This window comes from Streptomyces sp. CY-1 (genome assembly GCF_047218265.1).
Taxonomy (GTDB): domain Bacteria; phylum Actinomycetota; class Actinomycetes; order Streptomycetales; family Streptomycetaceae; genus Streptomyces; species Streptomyces niphimycinicus.
In genome coordinates, this window is record NZ_CP178393.1 from 8,277,267 (window position 1) to 8,295,815 (window position 18,549).

At 73.0% G+C, this 18,549-nt stretch carries 13 protein-coding genes; 8 read left to right on the plus strand and 5 right to left on the minus strand.

Annotated features, from left to right (window positions below; translation table 11 throughout):
• The first annotated feature begins 205 nt into the window (after positions 1–205).
• On the plus strand, positions 206–1,519 hold the full coding sequence (locus tag ACK1X7_RS35605; RefSeq protein ID WP_413116134.1) for a YihY/virulence factor BrkB family protein: 1,314 nt from the start codon (positions 206–208) through the stop codon (positions 1,517–1,519).
• A 275-nt stretch (positions 1,520–1,794) separates the two neighbouring features.
• Positions 1,795–2,904, plus strand: a complete 1,110-nt coding sequence (gene rsgA, locus ACK1X7_RS35610; RefSeq protein WP_413116135.1) for a ribosome small subunit-dependent GTPase A — start codon at positions 1,795–1,797, stop codon at positions 2,902–2,904.
• A 169-nt stretch (positions 2,905–3,073) separates the two neighbouring features.
• Here the strand turns inward: rsgA and ACK1X7_RS35615 are convergent, their stop codons facing one another.
• A complete protein-coding gene (locus tag ACK1X7_RS35615; RefSeq protein WP_385138032.1) occupies positions 3,074–3,940 on the minus strand; it encodes an NADPH-dependent F420 reductase in 867 nt (288 codons plus the stop codon).
• 41 nt (positions 3,941–3,981) lie between these two features.
• On the opposite strand from ACK1X7_RS35615, the gene ACK1X7_RS35620 reads away from it, so the two are divergent.
• Entirely contained in the window at positions 3,982–4,830 is an 849-nt protein-coding gene (locus ACK1X7_RS35620) for a LysR family transcriptional regulator (RefSeq protein WP_382949599.1), read from the plus strand.
• Between the two features lie 104 nt (positions 4,831–4,934).
• Here the strand turns inward: ACK1X7_RS35620 and ACK1X7_RS35625 are convergent, their stop codons facing one another.
• Positions 4,935–5,333 (minus strand): PPOX class F420-dependent oxidoreductase, encoded by a 399-nt coding sequence (locus tag ACK1X7_RS35625; protein ID WP_385138029.1) that lies wholly within the window; start codon positions 5,331–5,333, stop codon positions 4,935–4,937.
• A gap of 175 nt (positions 5,334–5,508) precedes the next feature.
• On the opposite strand from ACK1X7_RS35625, the gene ACK1X7_RS35630 reads away from it, so the two are divergent.
• The 3 genes from ACK1X7_RS35630 to ACK1X7_RS35640 all read left to right on the plus strand — a co-directional run bounded on the left by ACK1X7_RS35630 (position 5,509) and on the right by ACK1X7_RS35640 (position 11,481).
• Positions 5,509–6,960, plus strand: coding sequence for a dihydrolipoyl dehydrogenase family protein (locus ACK1X7_RS35630; protein ID WP_385138027.1), 1,452 nt, complete (start codon positions 5,509–5,511; stop codon positions 6,958–6,960).
• A gap of 1,726 nt (positions 6,961–8,686) precedes the next feature.
• Positions 8,687–9,649: a protein phosphatase 2C domain-containing protein gene (locus tag ACK1X7_RS35635; protein WP_413116136.1), complete on the plus strand. Its 963-nt coding sequence runs from the start codon at positions 8,687–8,689 to the stop codon at positions 9,647–9,649.
• An 89-nt stretch (positions 9,650–9,738) separates the two neighbouring features.
• A complete protein-coding gene (locus ACK1X7_RS35640) occupies positions 9,739–11,481 on the plus strand; it encodes a pyruvate dehydrogenase (RefSeq protein WP_385138023.1) in 1,743 nt (580 codons plus the stop codon).
• Positions 11,482–11,619: 138 nt separating this feature from the next.
• Here the strand turns inward: ACK1X7_RS35640 and ACK1X7_RS35645 are convergent, their stop codons facing one another.
• Positions 11,620–11,928 (minus strand): ArsR/SmtB family transcription factor, encoded by a 309-nt coding sequence (locus ACK1X7_RS35645; RefSeq protein WP_216347529.1) that lies wholly within the window; start codon positions 11,926–11,928, stop codon positions 11,620–11,622.
• 62 nt (positions 11,929–11,990) lie between these two features.
• On the opposite strand from ACK1X7_RS35645, the gene ACK1X7_RS35650 reads away from it, so the two are divergent.
• Positions 11,991–13,004: a zinc-binding dehydrogenase gene (locus tag ACK1X7_RS35650; protein ID WP_398158579.1), complete on the plus strand. Its 1,014-nt coding sequence runs from the start codon at positions 11,991–11,993 to the stop codon at positions 13,002–13,004.
• 202 nt (positions 13,005–13,206) lie between these two features.
• Here ACK1X7_RS35650 and ACK1X7_RS35655 read toward each other — a convergent pair whose 3' ends face one another.
• A complete protein-coding gene (locus ACK1X7_RS35655) occupies positions 13,207–16,368 on the minus strand; it encodes an alpha-mannosidase (RefSeq protein ID WP_413116137.1) in 3,162 nt (1,053 codons plus the stop codon).
• Between the two features lie 187 nt (positions 16,369–16,555).
• On the opposite strand from ACK1X7_RS35655, the gene ACK1X7_RS35660 reads away from it, so the two are divergent.
• The gene (locus ACK1X7_RS35660; RefSeq protein ID WP_385138073.1) at positions 16,556–17,035 is read left to right on the plus strand and encodes an ATP-binding protein; all 480 of its coding nucleotides are present in this window, start codon (positions 16,556–16,558) and stop codon (positions 17,033–17,035) included.
• Between the two features lie 116 nt (positions 17,036–17,151).
• Here the strand turns inward: ACK1X7_RS35660 and ACK1X7_RS35665 are convergent, their stop codons facing one another.
• Entirely contained in the window at positions 17,152–18,309 is a 1,158-nt protein-coding gene (locus tag ACK1X7_RS35665; protein WP_385138015.1) for a DUF2637 domain-containing protein, read from the minus strand.
• Positions 18,310–18,549 lie beyond the last annotated feature (240 nt).

Consider the following 18,549-nt stretch of genomic DNA (forward strand, 5'->3'; position numbering starts at 1 on the left):
CCGCGGCCGCCACGCTCCCACCGGCCGTCCGGACGGCTGCAACGCGGCGCAACCTTTGCGCATGTTGTATCCGGTACGGACACTGGGCGCGGCGGGCGGAGGGTGGTGCCGAGTCGGCGCGGCATCCCCTCCGCCGACGCCTTCGCCGAAGGTTCGGCCTGGTCACCGGATGAGCGGCGATGAATACGCCCGATACGGTGAGAAGGTGCAGCCAGCAGAAGAAACACCGAAGCCGTCCGGCCGGCTCCGCAAGGCCCGCGCCCTGTACCGCAATGTGTCCAAGCGCAGGATGGCCTGGCTGCTGCTGAAGGACACCGTCGATTCCTGCATGGAGTACCGGGTCACCGGGCTCGCCGCCGAAGCGGCCTTCTTCACCCTGCTGTCGCTGCCGCCGCTGCTGCTCGGCCTGATCGGGCTGCTCGGCTATTTCGACGCGTGGACCAGCACCGACACGGTGGCCACCATCCGGCAGAACATCCTCGACGCCTCCGCCACCGTGCTGTCCGACCGGGGCGTCAGGGAGATCGCCCGCCCGCTGCTGGACGATGTCATCAAGGGCGGCCGCCCCGATGTGATCTCGCTCGGCTTCGCCATCGCCCTGTGGTCCGGCTCCCGCGCGGTGAACGTGTTCGTGGACACCATCACCATCATGTACGGGCTGGAGGGGCGGCGCGGAATCGTCAGGACCCGGCTGCTGTCGTTCCTGCTCTATCTGGTGGCGCTCCTGGTCGGGGCGGTGGCGCTGCCGCTGATGGTGATCGGTCCTGAGGCGGTGGTCGGCCTGCTGCCGTCCAGCGGGGACCCCGTACGGATCCTGTACTGGCCGGTGGTGATGGTGCTGTCCATCGCCTTCCTCACCACGCTCTACCACGTGTCCGTGCCGGTGCGCTCGCCATGGCGGGAGGACATCCCCGGGGCGCTGGTGGCCCTCGCGATGTGGGTGCTGGGCAGCTTTCTGCTGCGGATCTATCTGATCCATACGGTCGAGGGCCCGACGATCTACGGCTCGCTGGCCGCACCCGTCGCGGTGCTGCTGTGGATCGGGGTGTCCGCCTTCGCGGTGCTGGTCGGGGCGGCGGTCAACGCCGCGATCGACCGGGTCTGGCCCTCGGTGGCCACGGCCGCCGGGCGAGCGGAGCGCGCCGCCCGCGCCCGGGAGGAGACCGCCCGGCTGCGGGCGAGGGACCAGCGCACGGCGGACGACGGCGCGGCGGAGATCACCCCGCCGTCGGAGTTCCCCGAGCGCTGGGCCCAGTTCCTGCCGCACGCGGACATACGCTCCCGGCTGCACAGCAGGCGCGAGGCGGCGGAGAAGGCCGCCGGGAAGCCGTCGGGGAAGTCCTCGGAGGCGTCGACCAGTACGTCCGCCGGTCAGCCCTCGGAGCCCCCGGGGAAGGGGTCGGGCGAGCCCCGGACGCCCCGGCAGGCGCCGAGGCGTCCGGACGTACGATCCGCGGCGGACGGCTCGGGCGGCGCGGCGGACAGCACCGCGGCGGACGACGACCACCCGGTGCGCTGACGCGCCCGCCCCGCCGGAAACGCGCCCACCCCGCCGGAAAATGGCCGCCGGAAAATGGCCACCGGAAAAATGGATGGCGCCCTCGCGCGGGGGTGGGCTACGGTTCCCCCGTTCCGTGTTGGCCCGTGTTGCCACGAGTTGAGGAAAGCAGGAGGTGAGGACATTGATGACGGTCACGGTGGCGAGCGCTGCTCGCGTTCAGGACTTCCTCGTTCCCACCCCTGCGGCCTCCGGCTGACACCTCTGCGGAGGCCGCTCCTCGAAGGGTTTCCTCCGTGTTGAACACTTCTTCCGACTCCGCGTCTTCGCACGTTCTCACCGCCTATGGCTGGGACGACGACTGGGCGGACGCGTTCGCCCCGTACGCCGCACAGGACCTGATGCCCGGGCGGGTGCTCCGCGTGGACCGTGGCCAGTGCGATCTCATCACGCCCCTGGGCACCGTACGGGCGGACACCGAGCTGGTGACGCCGCGCGATCCGATGCGGATCGTGTGCACCGGCGACTGGGCCGCCGTGGACGCCGAGGGCGATCCGCGTTACGTCCGTACGCTGCTGCCGCGCTGTACCGCCCTCGTGCGGTCCACCTCGTCGAAGCGCTCGGACGGCCAGGTGCTGGCGGCCAACGCCGACCACGCCGTCATCGCCGTCTCCCTCGCCGCCGAACTCGACCTGGGCCGGGTGGAGCGGTTCACCGCGCTGGCCTGGGAGAGCGGCGCCCAGCCGCTGCTCGTCCTCACCAAGGCCGATCTGGTGCCCGATCCGGACACCCTGGCCCATCTGGTGTCCGACACCGAGATGGCGGCGCCCGGAGTGCGGGTGCTGCCGGTCAGCTCCGCCACGGGGGAGGGGGTGGCGGAGCTGGCCGCCCTGCTCGCCCCCGGCACATCGGTGCTGCTCGGCCAGTCCGGCGCGGGCAAGTCCACACTGGCGAACGCCCTGGTGGGCGCGGCCGTCCAGGACGTACGGGCGATCCGGGACAGCGACGGCAAGGGGCGGCACACCACGACCACCCGCGATCTGCTGCCCCTGCCCTCGGGCGGGGTGCTGATCGACACCCCGGGGCTGCGCGGGGTGGGGATGTGGGACGCCGAGGGCGGTGTCGCACAGGCGTTCGCCGAGATCGAGGAACTGGCCGAGCGGTGCCGCTTCCCCGACTGCGCACACCAGGTCGAGCCCGGGTGCGCGGTGCTCGCCGCGGTCGACGACGGGTCACTGCCGGAGCGGCGGCTGGAGAGCTACCGCAAACTGCTGCGGGAGAACGAGCGGCTCGCGGCCCGTACGGACGCGCGGCTGCGAGCCGAGATGCGGCGCGACTGGAAGCAGCGGCAGGCGCTCGGCCGCCACATGATGGAGCGCAAGCGCGGACCGATGCGCAAGCCGTAGCGGTACGCGGCAGAGCCTGGCCCATGCGGTGCGGTCGCGGGTTCGGCGCGGAGACGGCTCTTCCAGGGCCACGTCCTCCAGGGGCATGTCTTCCAGTCCATGGCGGAGTCGTCTTTCGCGCCGGCGCTCTGCTCGGCCGTGCCGCGGGGAGCGGGCGGATCGCCTGCCGCTACATCCGGAAGCCCGCCGGCCCGCGCACCGCGGTGGCGGCGAGCTCCCTGACCCGGGCGGCGGACACGGGCACGCCGGGCGCCTGCTGGACCCAGGCCACCAGGTCCTTCGGGGCCAGGCCGGACGGCGGCCGCCCCACGTATGGGAAGGCGTACAGCGGTGTGTTGGGCTCGCTGAGCCAACTGTCGGCCAGCGGACCGAGGTCCACCGCGTCGAAGCCGAGGACGTCCAGCAGGTCGGCCACCTCCTTCTTGGCGTCCGGGTCGTCGCCGGACAGCGGCAGCGCGGTGCGGTCGGGGGCTCCGGCCGGGCGGTACAGGTCCAGCATCTGCTTGGGCCCGATGCAGTGCAGCGCCTTCACCACCCGGGCGCCGGCGAGATGCCGCTGCACCAGTTCGCTGGAGGTCAGCTCGTCGCTGTCGAGCTCCGGGACCCTCCAGTCGGGATTCGGTGCGTAGTTCATCGGGTCGATCACGGTCTTTCCGGCGAGCTCCGCCCGGGGCAGCCGCTCGTGGGTGGCCAGCGGCACGGACGCGATGACCAGGTCACCGGCGCTCGCCGCTTCGGCCGGGGTGGCCGCGTGTGCCCGTCGGCCGAGCCCGGCGACGAGATCGGCCAGTGTTTCCGGGCCGCGTGAGTTGCTCAGGACGACGTTCAGACCGGCGTCGACGGCGCGGCGGGCGACCCCGGCACCGACCATGCCGGTGCCGATGATTCCGAGGGTTGTTGTGGTCACTTCTGTTCTCCGTTCGGATGTCCCCGCGTTTTTCCGCGTCTCTTCCCGCGTCGTGGCGGCGGCGGGCAAGACCGCTTCGGCGGGCTCGTACTCATCACAGCCGGGCTGACCTGGGCGAACAATGACCACATACGCTCAGCATCGATCACATCGCGTGATAGATCTGAGGTATGGAACTGAGAGCGCTGCACTATTTCGTGACCGTCGCCGAGGAGCTGCACTTCGGGCGCGCGGCACAGCGGCTGCGTATCGTGCAGCCGGCGGTGAGTCAGCAGATCTCCCGGCTCGAGCGCGAGCTCGGCGTGGTCCTGCTCGAACGCACCTCACGTCGAGTACGGCTCACCCCGGCCGGTGAACGGGTGCTCACCGCGGCCCGTGAGACCCTCGCCGCGGCGGCCCGGGTACGGGTGGTCGCCGGAGAACCCGCGGCCGCTCTGCGGATCGGCGTGGCGTCCTGCGTCACTCGACGACTCGACCGGGCGCTGGACCGCCTGCGCGACAGCGAACGCCCCGCCGAGCCGGAACTGATCGATCTGCCGGTGACCGCGCGCCTCGATGCCGTCCGCGACGGCGAGCTGGACCTGGCGCTGGTACGGGGCGCGGTGCCGTCCGCGGCCGTGACGGTGGCGCGCGCGTGGTCCGAGCCGCTGCACGCGGTGCTCTCGCGCACCCACCACGCCGCCGGGAAACCCGCGGTCGGCCTGGACGACCTCGACCCGCGCGGGCTGCGGCTCCCCGCCCGCGACAGCGACCCGCCGCTGCACGACGCGATCCTCGCCGTCCTGCCCGTGGCCCCGGTGCGGCCACCCGCCGGGGACCTGCTCAATGTGCTGTTCGAGGTGGGCCGGGACCCCGAGGGCTGGACACTGATACCGGCCGAGCAGCTCACCGGGGCCCACTCCGAGCGTCTGCTCCAGGTGCCGCTCGACCCGCCGGTGACCGTGGACGGCCATGTCGTCACATCGCTGACCACACCGGGGCAGTGCGTGGCGTCGTACGTGGCCGCGTTCGCGGACTGAACTCTTGCCTTCGGGGCGGCCGTCCGGCCCGCCCCGCCCGGCCAGTCCCGTCCCGTCCCGTCCCGTCCTGTCCGGGCATCGGCTCGTCGGCTCATCGGCGCTGGTCAGTCCACGCTCCGGCTCGTGGCCCCGGGCACGTCCTCCAGGCCCCAGCTATACACCCACCGTGGATGGATCCGGATGACCTCGTCGCTCAACTGGGCGCCGAGGTCATGCGGCCCGATGCGCCGTTCCGCCTCCCCGCGGATCTCCACCCCGCACACCATCCACGGCCGCTCGCTCACCAGGCTGTCGACCACCAGCGCCACCTTCGGATGCGTCCCGGCGTTGCGCCACTTCTTCGTCCTGCCCATGGCGAAGCCGCCGATGTCGAGCGTGCCGTCCTCGTTGAGGAAGAACCCCACCGGGTTCGCCTGCGGCTGGCCGTCCGCGTCCACGGTGGCCAGCCGGCCGATCCGCTGCGATCTGAGGTAGCCGGCCTCGGGTTCCGTGAAAACAGTCATGCGATCACTGTCGCCCGCACTTCGGTGTGCCCGCGACCGGTGTGCATGAGCCGCGGGACCCGCACCACCCGCACCAAGAGCACACGACCTAAACACCGATTCGGGTGGCTGTGCGCGGTAACTCGACGCCACGATGACCCTGAGACGGTGATACGGAACGAGAGAGCGAGTTGCGATGAACCAGGCCACGGACGAGTACGACGTCATCGTGCTGGGCGCGGGCCCGGTCGGCGAGAATGTGGCCGACCGGACCCGCGCGGCCGGGCTCTCCACGGCGATCGTGGAACGTGAGCTGGTCGGCGGTGAGTGTTCGTACTGGGCCTGCGTCCCCAGTAAGGCGCTGCTGCGCCCGGTGCTCGCGCGGTCCGAGGCGCGCCAGGTGCCGGGGCTGCGGCAGGCGGTCGGCGGAGCGCTGGCGGCGGCCGATGTCTTCGCCCACCGCGACAAGCAGGTGGGCGCCTGGAAGGACGACGGTGCGCTCCCCTGGCTGGAGTCGGCCGGAATCGACCTGGTGCGCGGCCACGGGCGGCTGGTCGGGCCGAAGCGGGTCGCGGTGACACCGCCGGACGGATCCGGCGGCGAGGAGCGGATCCTCACCGCCCGGCACGCCGTGGCCGTCTGCACCGGAACCCGGGCCTCGCTGCCCGACCTGCCCGGGATCGCCGACGTCCACCCCTGGACCAGCCGGGAGGCCACCAGTTCCTCCTCGGTGCCGGAGCGGCTGATCATCGTGGGCGGCGGTGTGGTGGCCTGCGAGATGGCCACGGCCTGGAACGGCCTCGGCTCGCGCGTCACCATGCTGGTGCGCGGCTCCGGGCTGCTGGAGCGGATCGAGCCGTTCGCGGGCGAGCTGGTGACCGAGACGCTGCGGGAGGCCGGGGCCGAGGTCCGCACCGGGACGTCGGTGAAGGGCCTCGCCCGGCCGGGCGGGACGGACGGACCGGTCACGGTGACCCTGGAGAGCGGGGAACAGCTCGAGGCGGACGAGGTGCTGTTCGCCACCGGGCGCACCCCGCACACCGATGACCTGGGCCTGGAGACGGTCGGCCTCGAACCGGGCGGCTGGCTGACGGTGGACGAGAGCTGCCGGGTGCGGGACGTACCGGGCGGCTGGCTGTACGGGGTGGGCGACGTCAACCGCCAGGCGCTCCTCACCCACCAGGGCAAATACCAGGCTCGGATCGCGGGCGCGGCCATCGGGGCACGCGCGCGGGGCGTCGAGCGGCTGGACACCGGCCGCTGGGGCGAGTACGCGACCACCGCGGACGAGGCGGCCGTACCGCAGGTCGTCTTCACCGACCCGGAGGTCGCCGCGGTCGGGCTGACCGCGGAACAGGCCGAGGCCGAGGGCCGCAGCATCCGCGTTGTCGACGTCGACATGGGCCAGGTCGAGGGCGCGGTGCTGTACGCGGACGGCTACCGCGGCCAGGCCCGTATGGTCGTCGACCTGGACCGGGGCCATCCGATCGGCATCACCTTCGTCGGTCCCGGGGTCAGCGAACTGCTCCACTCGGCGACGATCGCCATCGCGGGCGAGGTTCCCATCGAGCGGCTGTGGCATGCGGTGCCGTCGTTCCCGACGATCAGCGAGGTCTGGCTGCGGCTCCTGGAGACGTACCGGGGCTGAGGGCGGGCGGCGCGGGGCGGCGGGCCGGGGCCGGGGAGCTGTCTCTTCTCGGCTCCGCCCGGCCTCCCCGAGGGCGCGTCCCGATGGGCTTGAGGGGGTCTTGGGCGGGCCTCGTGCCGGTCATCGCGTGGTGTTCCCGTGGAGCCTCCCTGTGGACAATGTGGGGATGAGCCAGCAGGGCGACCGACGCCGTCATGAGGACGACTGGTGGGGCGAGTTGTACGACCCACGGCGTGCCGACGCGGGGCCCGCCGCGGCCTCGGACTCCGTGGACGACCGGTTCGATTCGGCCTCCCGCACGCTCGCCGGTGCCGAGGACGCGGGCAACCAGAGACCGGCCGCGGGCGCCCCCTGGGGCCCGCGGACGGGGGATCCGGGCGACGCCGCCCCGGGCTCCGCCGCCGACACGGGAGGTGGCCCGCAGGGGTGGCGATCTCCCACCGACGAGGAGCCCGGTGCCGCATCGCCTTACCGGGGAGGGGCGGGGCCAGACGCCGCGGCGGGGGGCGCTGCGGCCTCCCCCTCTCGGGGCGGTACGGGTTCCGGCGCCGCGACGCCTTCCCAGGGCGGCGCGGGCTCCGGCGCCGCATCGCAGGGTGGCAATGCGGGTTCCGGTGCCGCGTCGGGACGTACGGATCCGGGTGCCGCTTGGGGCGGCGGGGGTTCGGGTGCTGCATGGGGCGACGCGGGTTCGGGACCCGCGCAGGGCGACGAAGGCCCCGGCGCCGCATCGCCCTCCCAGGGTGGTGCGGGGTCCGGTGCCGGGCGAGGGGGTGACGCGGGCTCCGGATCGGCCCCGCCTGCTCGGGGCGGCGCGGGTTCCGGCGCCGCGACGGAGGGTGGCAGCGCGGGTTCCGGTGCCGCGTCGGGACGTACGGATCCGGGTGCCGCTTGGGGCGGCGGGGGTTCGGGTGCTGCATGGGGCGACGCGGGTTCGGGACCCGCGCAGGGCGACGAAGGCCCCGGCGCCGCATCGCCCTCCCAGGGTGGTGCGGGGTCCGGTGCCGGGCGAGGGGGTGACGCGGGCTCCGGATCGGCCCCGCCTGCTCGGGGCGGCGCGGGTTCCGGCGCCGCGACGGAGGGTGGCAGCGCGGGTTCCGGTGCCGCGTCGGGACGTACGGATCCGGGTGCCGCTTGGGGCGGCGGGGGTTCGGGTGCTGCATGGGGCGACGCGGGTTCGGGACCCGCGCAGGGCGACGAAGGCCCCGGCGCCGCATCGCCCTCCCAGGGTGGTGCGGGGTCCGGTGCCGGGCGAGGGGGTGACGCGGGCTCCGGATCGGCCCCGCCTGCTCGGGGCGGCGCGGGTTCCGGCGCCGCGACGGAGGGTGGCAGCGCGGGTTCCGGTGCCGCGTCGGGACGTACGGACCCGGGTGCGGCATGGGGCGGCGGGGGCTCGGGTGCGGCATGCGGCGGTGCGGGCTCGGAGTCCGCGCAGGGCTACGAGGGCCCCGGTGCTGCATCGCCCTCCCAGGGGCGTGCGGGGTCCGGCGCCGCAGAGGGCCGCGCGGGAGCCGGTGACCCACGGGGTGACGCGGGTTCAGGGGGCGCACCCGGCCGCACCGGTTCAGGAGACGCGCCCGGACGCTCCGGTCCGGGGAGCGCGTCCGGGCGTCCTGGGGCTCCGGTCCCTCCATCGCCTCCACGTGGCGCCCGGCCGCCCGTTCCGTCCCGGCCCGACCTTCACCCCGACCCCTCCCGGCCCTGGCGGGCCGCGGCGGCGGCGTATGTGGGCGACGAGCCGCCCACGTACGAGGCCGAGCCGACCACGCTTCCCGTCGTCGATCCCGAGGAGCTTCGGGATCTGGTCCCCGACACCGTGCTGGAGGGGGCCCGCTACGGCACGCTGACGCTCCGGGCCGCCTCGTTGCGCGGCGACTCGGCCCGTTACCGGGGTGAGCCGCGGCGGGACGCGCTGCTCGCCGTGCGGTTCGGGATCGGGGACAGCGCGCTCGTCCTGGTCGCCGTGGCGAGCGGGCAGCCCGCGGCGCCGGGGGCGGATCGGGTGGCACGCGAGCTGTGCGAGTGGATCGCCGCGGCGGTCGGCCGCAATCAGGCCCGGCTGACGGAGGACATCCACACCGCCAACCGCGGCGCGCTCAGCTCCGGGCTGCACCGGCTCACCGACCGTGCCTACGGGCGGCTGCGCGCCGGTGCGACCGTGCGCGGCCTCGCTCCCGCCGACCACACGGCGTCGGTGCGCTGTCTGCTGCTCCCGGCGCATCCGGCCTGCCGTACCCGGGTGTTCTTCGGCGTCGGCGACGGCGGGCTGTTCCGGCTGCGGGACGGCGTCTGGCAGGACCTGGAACCGGCCGGGGGCGAGCGGGACACCGTGGGCGGCCCCGTCCTCGGCTACGGCGGCGGCCGTCCACCCGCCCCGCCCCAACCGCCTTATGCGCAGGCCGACCCCTCATCCGCCGCACCCACCGACCCCGACCCCGACCCCGATCCCGCCCCCGCCCACGCCCCCTTCCGTTTCCGCGCCTCCGTCGCCCGACCGGGCGACACCCTTCTGCTGTGCAGCGCGGGCCTCGCCGAACCCCTGCGCGGCGAGGCAGCCCTCGCCGATCGCCTGGCCGAACGCTGGGACACCGCGGAGGCGCCGGGCCTCGCCGCGTTCCTCGCCGACGCCCAGACCGGGGTGAAGGGCTACGCCGACGACCGTACGGCGGCCGCCGTCTGGGAGGCGTAAGCGCGCCGTCCATGGGTTGATGGACGAGAGGTGACCGGACGAGCGTCACCGATCCCGCCGACCCGGGACGAAAGGGATGAGGGCGCGCGATGGCCAAGCAGACCGTGGCGGAGCAATACGTGGACATCCTGGTGCGCGCCGGCGTGCGGCGGATGTACGGGGTGGTCGGCGACAGTCTCAACCCCGTGGTGGACGCGATCCGCCGCAATGCCGCGATCGAGTGGATCCAGGTGCGGCACGAGGAGACCGCCGCCTTCGCCGCCGGTGCCGAGGCGCAGCTCACCGGGTCGCTCGCCGCCTGCGCGGGCTCCTGCGGCCCCGGCCATGTCCATCTGCTCAACGGGCTCTACGACGCCCACCGCTCGATGGCCCCGGTCATCGCCCTCGCCTCGCACATCCCCAGCAGCGAGATCGGCACCAGCTACTTCCAGGAGACCCATCCCGAGCGGCTGTTCCAGGAGTGCAGCCATTACTGCGAGATGATCTCCAACCCCCAGCAGATGCCGCGTGTGCTCCAGACCGCCGTCCAGCACGCGATCGGCCGCAGCGGGGTCAGCGTGGTCGCCCTCCCCGGCGACATCGCCGCCCGCCCGGCGCCCGAGCGGGCCGAGGAGCACGCCCTGGTGACCTCCCGGCCCACCGTGCGCCCGGGCGACGCGGAGATCGACCGGCTCGCCCGTATGGTCAACGAGGCCCAGCGGGTGACGCTCTTCTGCGGCCGGGGCTGCGCCGGGGCGCACGATGAGGTGATGGCCTTCGCCGAGCTGGTGAAGGCGCCGGTGGGGCACGCCCTGCGCGGCAAGGAGTGGATCCAGTACGACAACCCGTACGACGTCGGCATGAGCGGTCTGCTCGGCTACGGCGCGGCGTACGAGGCCACCCACGAATGCGATCTGCTGATCCTGCTGGGCACCGACTTCCCGTACGGCGCCTTCCTGCCCGACGATGTGCGGACCGTGCAGGTGGACGTCCGCGCCGAACATCTGGGCCGCCGCTCCAAGCTGGACCTGGCCGTCTGGGGCGACGTCCGCGAGACGCTGAGCTGTCTGACCCCGAAGGTGCGCCCGAAGACCGACCGCCGCTTCCTGGACCGCATGCTGAAGAAGCACGCCGACGCGCTGGAGGGCGTGGTCAAGGCGTACACCCGCAGGGTCGACAAGCACATCCCGATCCACCCGGAGTACGTGGCCTCGGTGCTGGACGAGGAGGCCGCCGACGACACGATCTTCACCGTGGACACCGGGATGTGCAATGTGTGGGCCGCGCGCTATCTGTCCCCCAACGGCCGCCGCCGGGTGATCGGCTCCTTCACCCATGGCTCGATGGCAAACGCGCTGCCGCAGGCGATCGGCGCCCAGTTCCTGGACCGCCGCCGCCAGGTGGTCTCGATGTCCGGCGACGGCGGATTCACCATGCTGATGGGCGACTTCCTCACCCTCGTCCAGTACGACCTGCCGGTGAAGGTGATCCTCTTCAACAACTCGGCGCTCGGCATGGTCGAGTTGGAGATGCTGGTCTCGGGCCTGCCCGCGCACGGCACCGGCTACCACAACCCCGACTTCGCCCAGATCGCCCGCGCCGCCGGGGCGTACGGCGAGCGGGTGGAGAAGCCCAAGCATCTGCGGTCCGCGCTGCGCGCCGCACTGCGCCACAAGGGGCCCGCGCTCCTGGACATCGTCACCGACCCCAACGCGCTGTCCATCCCGCCCAAGATCAAGGCGGAGATGGTGACCGGCTTCGCGCTCTCGGCCAGCAAGATGGTGCTGGAAGGGGGCGTCGGCAGGATGGTCCAGATGGCCCGCTCGAACCTCCGCAATGTGCCGCGCCCCTGAGTGGCTCAGTGGCCTTTGGCCGGGCGGCAGTCAGCCTCTCACCGCCGCCCGGCCCGTGGCCTCACTGGCCGGGCCGGCGGGATCCACCGTAGGGCCCCTGGCTCCGCGACGGTGGCTTGCCCGGAGCCGCGTTGGGATCTAGAACACGTCGCGGAGGGTCTCCAGGAGGCGGGCGATGTTCGCCTCGTCGCGGCGGTAGTAGGTCCACTTGCCCCGCCGGGTGGCGACCACCAGCCCTGCCTGCCGCAGCATCGCGAGGTACTGCGAGGTCGTTGACTGCCCCAGACCTGCCCGCCGCTGGATGTCGGTCACGCAGACGCCGATCTCGACGTCGTCGGGCTCCTGGCCGGGGAAGCTCATCGGCTCCTTGAGCCACACCAGCATCTGGCGGCGGGCCGGGTTGGACAGGGCCCGGAACACAGTCAGCAACTCCGCCTCCGAGAACACGCGGTGATCGTAACCCAGGGCACATATTGACGATTCGCGATATGACGATCTAAGGTCATCGCATGTCGACTTCGATGCGTGTGGTGGAACTCGTCCGCTTCGGTGCCGCGGACGCCGCGTTCGCCACCCGAGAGCTGCCAAGACCCACTCCCGGGCCCGGCCAGGTGCTGGTGCGTGTGCTGGCCACGTCCGTGAACCCGCTCGACTTTCAGACCCGGCGCGGCGACTACCGCGACCAGGTGGCGCTGCCCGCCGTGATCGGCAACGACGTGTCCGGCGTGGTGGTCGAGACCGGCCCCGGGGCAGGCGACTTCCAGCCGGGCGACGAGGTCTGGTACCTGGCGCCGGTGTTCGCCGGGCAGGGAACGTACGCCGAGTTCCACGTGGTCGACCAGGCCCTGGTCGCCCGCAAGCCCGCACGGTTGTCGCACGTCGAGGCCGCCGGTCTCGCGCTCGTGGGCGTGACGGCGTGGGAGGCGCTGGTCGAACGCGCCGGGCTGCGGGTCGGGGAACGGGTCCTGGTGCACGGCGGAGCGGGCGGGGTCGGCTCGGCCGCCATCCAGGTCGCGAGCGCGCTGGGAGCCGAGGTGGTGACCACCGCGCGGGAGAGGGATCACGAGTTCGTCACCGGACTGGGAGCCGACGTCGCGATCGACTTCTCGGCCGGTGACTACGTGCCGCAGGTCCGCGCGCTGGGTGGGGTGGACGTCGTGCTGGACACGGTGGGTGGGGACACCCTCGCCCGCAGCCCGGAGGTCCTCGCCGACCGAGGCCGCGTGGTGTCCATCGTGGACATCCCCGAACCGCAGAACCTGCTCGCCGCGTGGGGCGTGAACGCGACCTACCACTTCCTCTTCGTCAGCCCCGGCCGGGCGAAGCTCCAGGCCCTCGGCCGACTGGTCGACCAGGGCAGACTCCGGCCGGTGATCGGCGCCGTGCTCCCGCTGGCCGACATCGCACAGGCGCACACACTCTTGGAAGGCGGCTCTGCCGGTGAGGGCCGCGGACGCCCACGTGGCAAGATCGCCATCGCCGTGCACCCCCTCGACGAGCCACCGCACCGGACGACGCCTTAGCGCGACTCAGCCGTCCGGGGCGGGACGGCTGCCGGCCGCTGGTGTCGGCTGGCCTTCACCTCACGTGCCAGGTTCTCCCTGACCAGGGCCCCGTCGGAAAGCGAAGAACTCCCAGCACGGACAGGGCCCGCACTGGGAGTTGTGTGAAACCGGATCGCGTGGCCGGGGGCGGTAAGCCGCCCCCGGCCCTCGCCTCAGCCGCTCACCGCACCGGCCGCAGCCGCAACGTCAGGATCTGGTGCGGGCGCAGTGCCAGGGTCAGCCCGCCCGGACCGGTGGCCGCCTCGTGCAGCGGACGCTCCAGCAGATCCGTCACATCCGCCCCGAGCACCGGGAAGCCGGTGACCAGCGTGCCCGCCGCCCGGCCGCCCTGGGACTCGTACAGCCGCACCACCACATCCCCGCTGCGGTCCTCGGCGAGCTTGACCGACTCGACCGTGATCGCGGGGTTGTCCACCGACACCAGCGGCGCCCGCTCGGCCGGTCCGGCGGACAGGGCGCGCAGCGGCAGGTTGAGGGCCAGCCCCTCGGCCACCGCCTCGGCGACGCCCGCGCCCGGCAGCAGGGCGTAGCGGAAGCGGTGGACGCCCAGGTCGGTCTCCGGGTCGGGGCTGTGCGGGGCGCGCAGCAGGGTGAGCCGCACGGTGGTGCCCAGCACCTCGCCGTCGTCGGTGTCGTGTGCCGTACGGGTCACATCGTGGCCGTACGTCGAGTCGTTGAGCACCGCCGCCCCGTAGCCGGGCTCGGCGACCCGCAGCCAGCGGTGCGCGCAGATCTCGAACCGGGCCGCGTCCCAACTGGTGTTGGTGTGGGTGGCGCGGTCCACATGGCCGAACTGGATCTCCGCGGTGGACACCTGGGCATGGATGTCCAGCGGGAACGCCGCCTTGAGGACCTTCTCCGACTCCTGCCAGTCCACCTCCGTGGCGATGTCCAGGCGCCGGTCGCCCGCGGCCAGCGTCAGCTCCTGGCTGATGCGGGAGGCGCCGAAGGACCGTATGACCCGGACCGTGGCGCGCAGCGGACCGGATTCGATCAGCTCGACGGACTCGGCGCCGGTCAGATCGGTGTGGCTGCGGCGGTAGTGCCGGTCGATGTCCCAGGCGTCCCAGTGGTTGGGGTGGTCGGGGTGGAGCTGGAGGAGGTTGCCGCGGGCGCCCGGGGCCAGCACCTCGCGGCTCGCGTCCAGGTCCAGCACCGAGGTGAGCAGCCCCTCGGCGTCGATGGTCACCCGCAGCCGGTCGTTGTCGAGGACGATGGACCGGCCGTCGCTCAGCGCGGTCACCGGCGGTGCCCCATGGGGTGCGCCGGTGGTGGTGGCGTTCGCCGCCCGCGGGGCGGCGCCGAGCGGTGCCGCGCCCAGCCCGGCGACCCGCACCGCGACCGCCGTACGGCCGTCGCCCAGCGGCTGGACCGAGGCGCCGGAGGGCAGGGCGGCCGCCGTCTCCGCGTCCAGGACGGCGATCTCCTCGCGCTCGTACGGCGAGGCGTTGAGCACGGCGGGCCCGTCGCCGCCCAGCGCCGCCACCGCCGCCGTGACGATCCCCTCCAGTTCGGCCCGCGCCCGCTCATAGCTGTCCCGGGCCTCGCGGTGCACCCAGGCGATCGACGAGCCGGGCAGGATGTCGTGGAACTGGTGCAGCAGCACCGTCTTCCAGATCCGGTCCAGGTCGTCGTACGGATAGGCGTAGCCGGGCGCGTGCAGCGCGGCGGCCGTGGCCCACAGCTCGGCCTCCCGCAGCAGATGCTCACTGCGCCGGTTGCCCTGCTTGGTCTTGGCCTGGGTGGTGTACGTGGCCCGGTGCAGCTCCAGATACAGCTCGCCCGACCACACCGGCGCCTTGGCCCCGTACTCCCGCTCGGCCTCGGTGAAGAACGCCGAAGGTGGCTGGATCTCGACGGTCGGCGAGCCCTCCAGGGAGGCGAGCCGCCGCGCCTTCTCCATCATCTCGCGGGTCGGGCCGCCACCGCCGTCGCCGTAGCCGAACGGCACCAGCGAGCGCGTCGCCAGCCCCTTGTCGGCGAAGTTCCGCTCGGCGTGGGCGAGTTCGGAGGCGCTGAACTGGGCGTTGTAGGTGTCCACCGGCGGGAAGTGGGTGAAGACCCGGGTGCCGTCGATGCCCTCCCACCAGAAGGTGTGGTGCGGCATCTTGTTGACCTGGTTCCACGACAGCTTCTGGGTGAGGAACCACTTCACCCCCGCCAGCTTGGCGAGCTGCGGGAAGGCGGCCGTGTAGCCGAAGGAGTCCGGCAGCCAGATCTCCTCGGTGTCCACCCCCAGCTCCTCCAGGAAGAACCGCTTGCCGTGCACGATCTGCCGGGCCAGCGCCTCGCCGCCGGGCATATTGGCGTCCGACTCGACCCACATCGAGCCCACCGGCGCCCAGGTGCCGTCCGCCACCGCCTTCTTGATCCGCTCCCAGATATGCGGCTGGTGCTCCTTGACCCAGGCGTACTGCTGCGCCTGTGAGCAGGCGAAGACCAGCTCCGGGTACTCGTCCGCGAGCGCGGTGACATTGGCGAAGGTGCGGGACGCCTTGCGCACCGTCTCGCGCAGCGGCCACAGCCACGCCGAGTCGATATGGGCGTGCCCGGCCGCCGAGACCCGGTGCGCGCTGGAGTGTGCGGGACGGCCGAGCGCGTCGGTCAGCTCGGCGCGGGCGGCGGCCGCGGTGCCTGGGACATCGTGCAGATCGAGCGCGTCCAGCGCGTTCTCCAGGGCGCGCAGGATCTCATGGCGGCGCGGCCGGTCCGCCGGCAGCTCGCGCATCAGCTCCGACAGCACCTCGATGTCCAGGACCAGATGCCAGACGGTCTCGTCGAGGACGGCCAGCTCCGCCGAGGCGAACCGGTACAGCGGCTCGTCCCCGGCTGTCAGCACATCGCCGAGCCGGGTCGGGATGAAGCCGTCGCGCAGCACGGACGGGTTGGCGGCGGCCTCCAGCAGCAGCCGTACGGGCTCGCCGCCCGCCGCCGGGGCCGCGACCGCGATATGGCGGTTGCGCGGATGGATGCCCTTGATCGGCACGCCCTCCGCGTCGTACACCAGCCCCTCGGCCTGGAACCCCGGGGCGTCGTCGGTGAAGCCCGGGTCGATGACGGCCTCCACCCGCCGCCCCGCCCACTCCTGGGGCACGCTGCCCTCCAGCCGGAACCACCAGGTCGACCACGGACCGCCCCAGTCCGTGCCGGTGGTGAACGGCTCGTAGGTGCCGGCCAGCGCCTCCGCGACCGGCACCGGCTCACCGGGGGTGCGCCACGCGGAGAGGGTCAGCGGCACCCGGGCCGTGTACTGGGCGGGCCTGATGAACTGGCGCAGCGCGCGGTCCAGGCGGCCCTCCACCAATGGTCGGTCGTCGTGCATCACGGCTCCTCGGCTCGAGCTCGGTGGATCACTCAGCGGATCACTCCCAGCATTTCCCTCGGTGTGTGGATGGCAACACCCGGGCATGCATTTCCGTGAGCGTGTTCGACGACATTCGACGCTGGCCGCCGCCTCGGGGCGGCCGGGGCGGGGGAGGATGAAGCGTCAGCCTGTACGGCCGGGCCGGATGCCCGGACACGGGCGGCCGGATGCGAGGCCGAAGGCCGCGGAGGCCGCGGAGGCTGTTCCGGCGGAGCGTGGCCCGGTCCTGACCAAACGATTGGCGCACGACGATCTGGCGGTGGTGGCGCGGGTCCGCGCGGAGCTGCGCGAGATGCTGCGGCACTGGGGCGGGCCTGGCCGGGCCGACCTCGCCGAGCTGCTCACCAGCGAGCTGGTGACCAACGCACTGGTGCACACCGGCCGAGGCGCACAGATCACGGCCTCGCTGGGGGACGGGCCGGGCGCGCGCGTCACCGGACGATTACGGGTGGAGGTGCGGGATTTCGTGTCCCGGCACCCGACGCTGCGCGACCGGCCCGCGGAGGACAGCACATCCGGGCGCGGACTGCTGCTGGTGCATACGCTCGCGGACGCCTGGGGCGTGCGGGCGCACGGGGTGGGCAAGGTCTTGTGGTTCGAACTCGAAGCGGAAGGCGTTCCGTAGCCGCGCTCCACGGCGCGTTGGGCGTGGGATGTGCCGGACGCCCGGCGCGTCGCGCATCTGGTCACGGAGCCGCCGAGCGGCGGGCGGGGACACGCGTCCCCGCCCCGGCCGCCCGCTCAGCCGAAGGCGCGCTCGATCTGCGCCAGCTTCTCCTCGAGGGAGTCCAGCCGCGGGATGGTGAGCGTGTCGTCCTCGGCCGTGAGGTCGATGGTGTGGGGACGGCCGGCCTCGGAGTCCTTGTCCTTCTCACCGAAGCCGAAGCTGAAATCCCGTTCGCGGTCCTTGCTCCGGTCGCGGTCCAGGTCGCCGAGCCCGGCCTCGGCGCCACCCGCGGACCGCAGGGCGGGCCGGGCGGAGGCGGCGGAGAGCTGACCCTGGTCCGGGGCCCCGGCGGTCTCCAGCACCTTCTCGCCTATGGCAGGCTCCGAACTGAGCTGCGCGGGCTGGGCGGCGGCGGTGACCTCCACCTGACGGCCGCCACGACGGCCCCACATCCGGTGCTGCCGGTTGATCGCCCGGATCCGGGCCCGGTCCAGCTTCTCCTGGTCCCGCCGGCGAGTGCGGTTGTGCTCCTTCTCGCGCCGGTCCTCGCGGACCTCCTCGACCGCCTCGTCCAGCGTCCGCACGCCCTCGAGCAGCATCAGCGACCATGCGGCGAAGGTCTCCCGCGGAGCGCGCAGCCAGCGGACGACGCGGATCTGCGGCAGCGGCCGGGGCACCAGGCCCTGCTCGCGCAGCGCCGCCCGGCGGGTCTGCTTCAGGGCCCGGTCGAAGAGGACCGCCGCCGAGAGCGACATGCCCGCGAAGAACTGCGGGGCGCCCGCGTGGCCCATGCCGCGCGGCGCGTGCACCCAGTTGAACCAGGCCGCCGCACCCGCGAACAGCCACACCAGCATCCGCGAGCCGAGCGCCGCGTCACCATGGCTGGCCTCCCGCACCGCCAGCACCGAGCAGAACATCGCCGCGCCGTCGAGGCCGAACGGCACCAGGTACTCCCAGCCGTTGGTCAGCGCGAGGTTCTCCCGCCCGAAGCCCACCAGGCCCTGGAAGGAGAGTGCCGCGGCCACCCCGGCGCAGCAGAACAGCAGGACATAGGCGGCCATCCCGTAGATGGCCTCCTTACGGCGCCGACGCTCTTCGCTGCGCTCCCAGGAGTCGGTGATGACGCTCTCGTCCTTCTTCCGTCGGCCGCGCGCGAGGACAACCGCCGCCCCCACGACGCCGGCGAGCGCCACGACGACTGGCAGAACCAGCGATATGTCGGTCAGTCTCATCCGGTGCCCCTTGATTGGCTTCCATGAAGTTCCGGCCGCAGTGCGGCCCTACCGCGCGCGACATCCTGGCGGAATCCTGCCGGGCCTCGAGCGGTTTTGGGACAAGAGGCCGCCAAGTAGGCGGGGGGACACGCGAATAGGTGCGATGCGATCCGAACACTCGCGCTGTGCAAGCGGCTTGATTCTATTCACGGAACCCGATCGCGGGTAATCCGACCGATCGGCTTGCCGTCGGCGTAC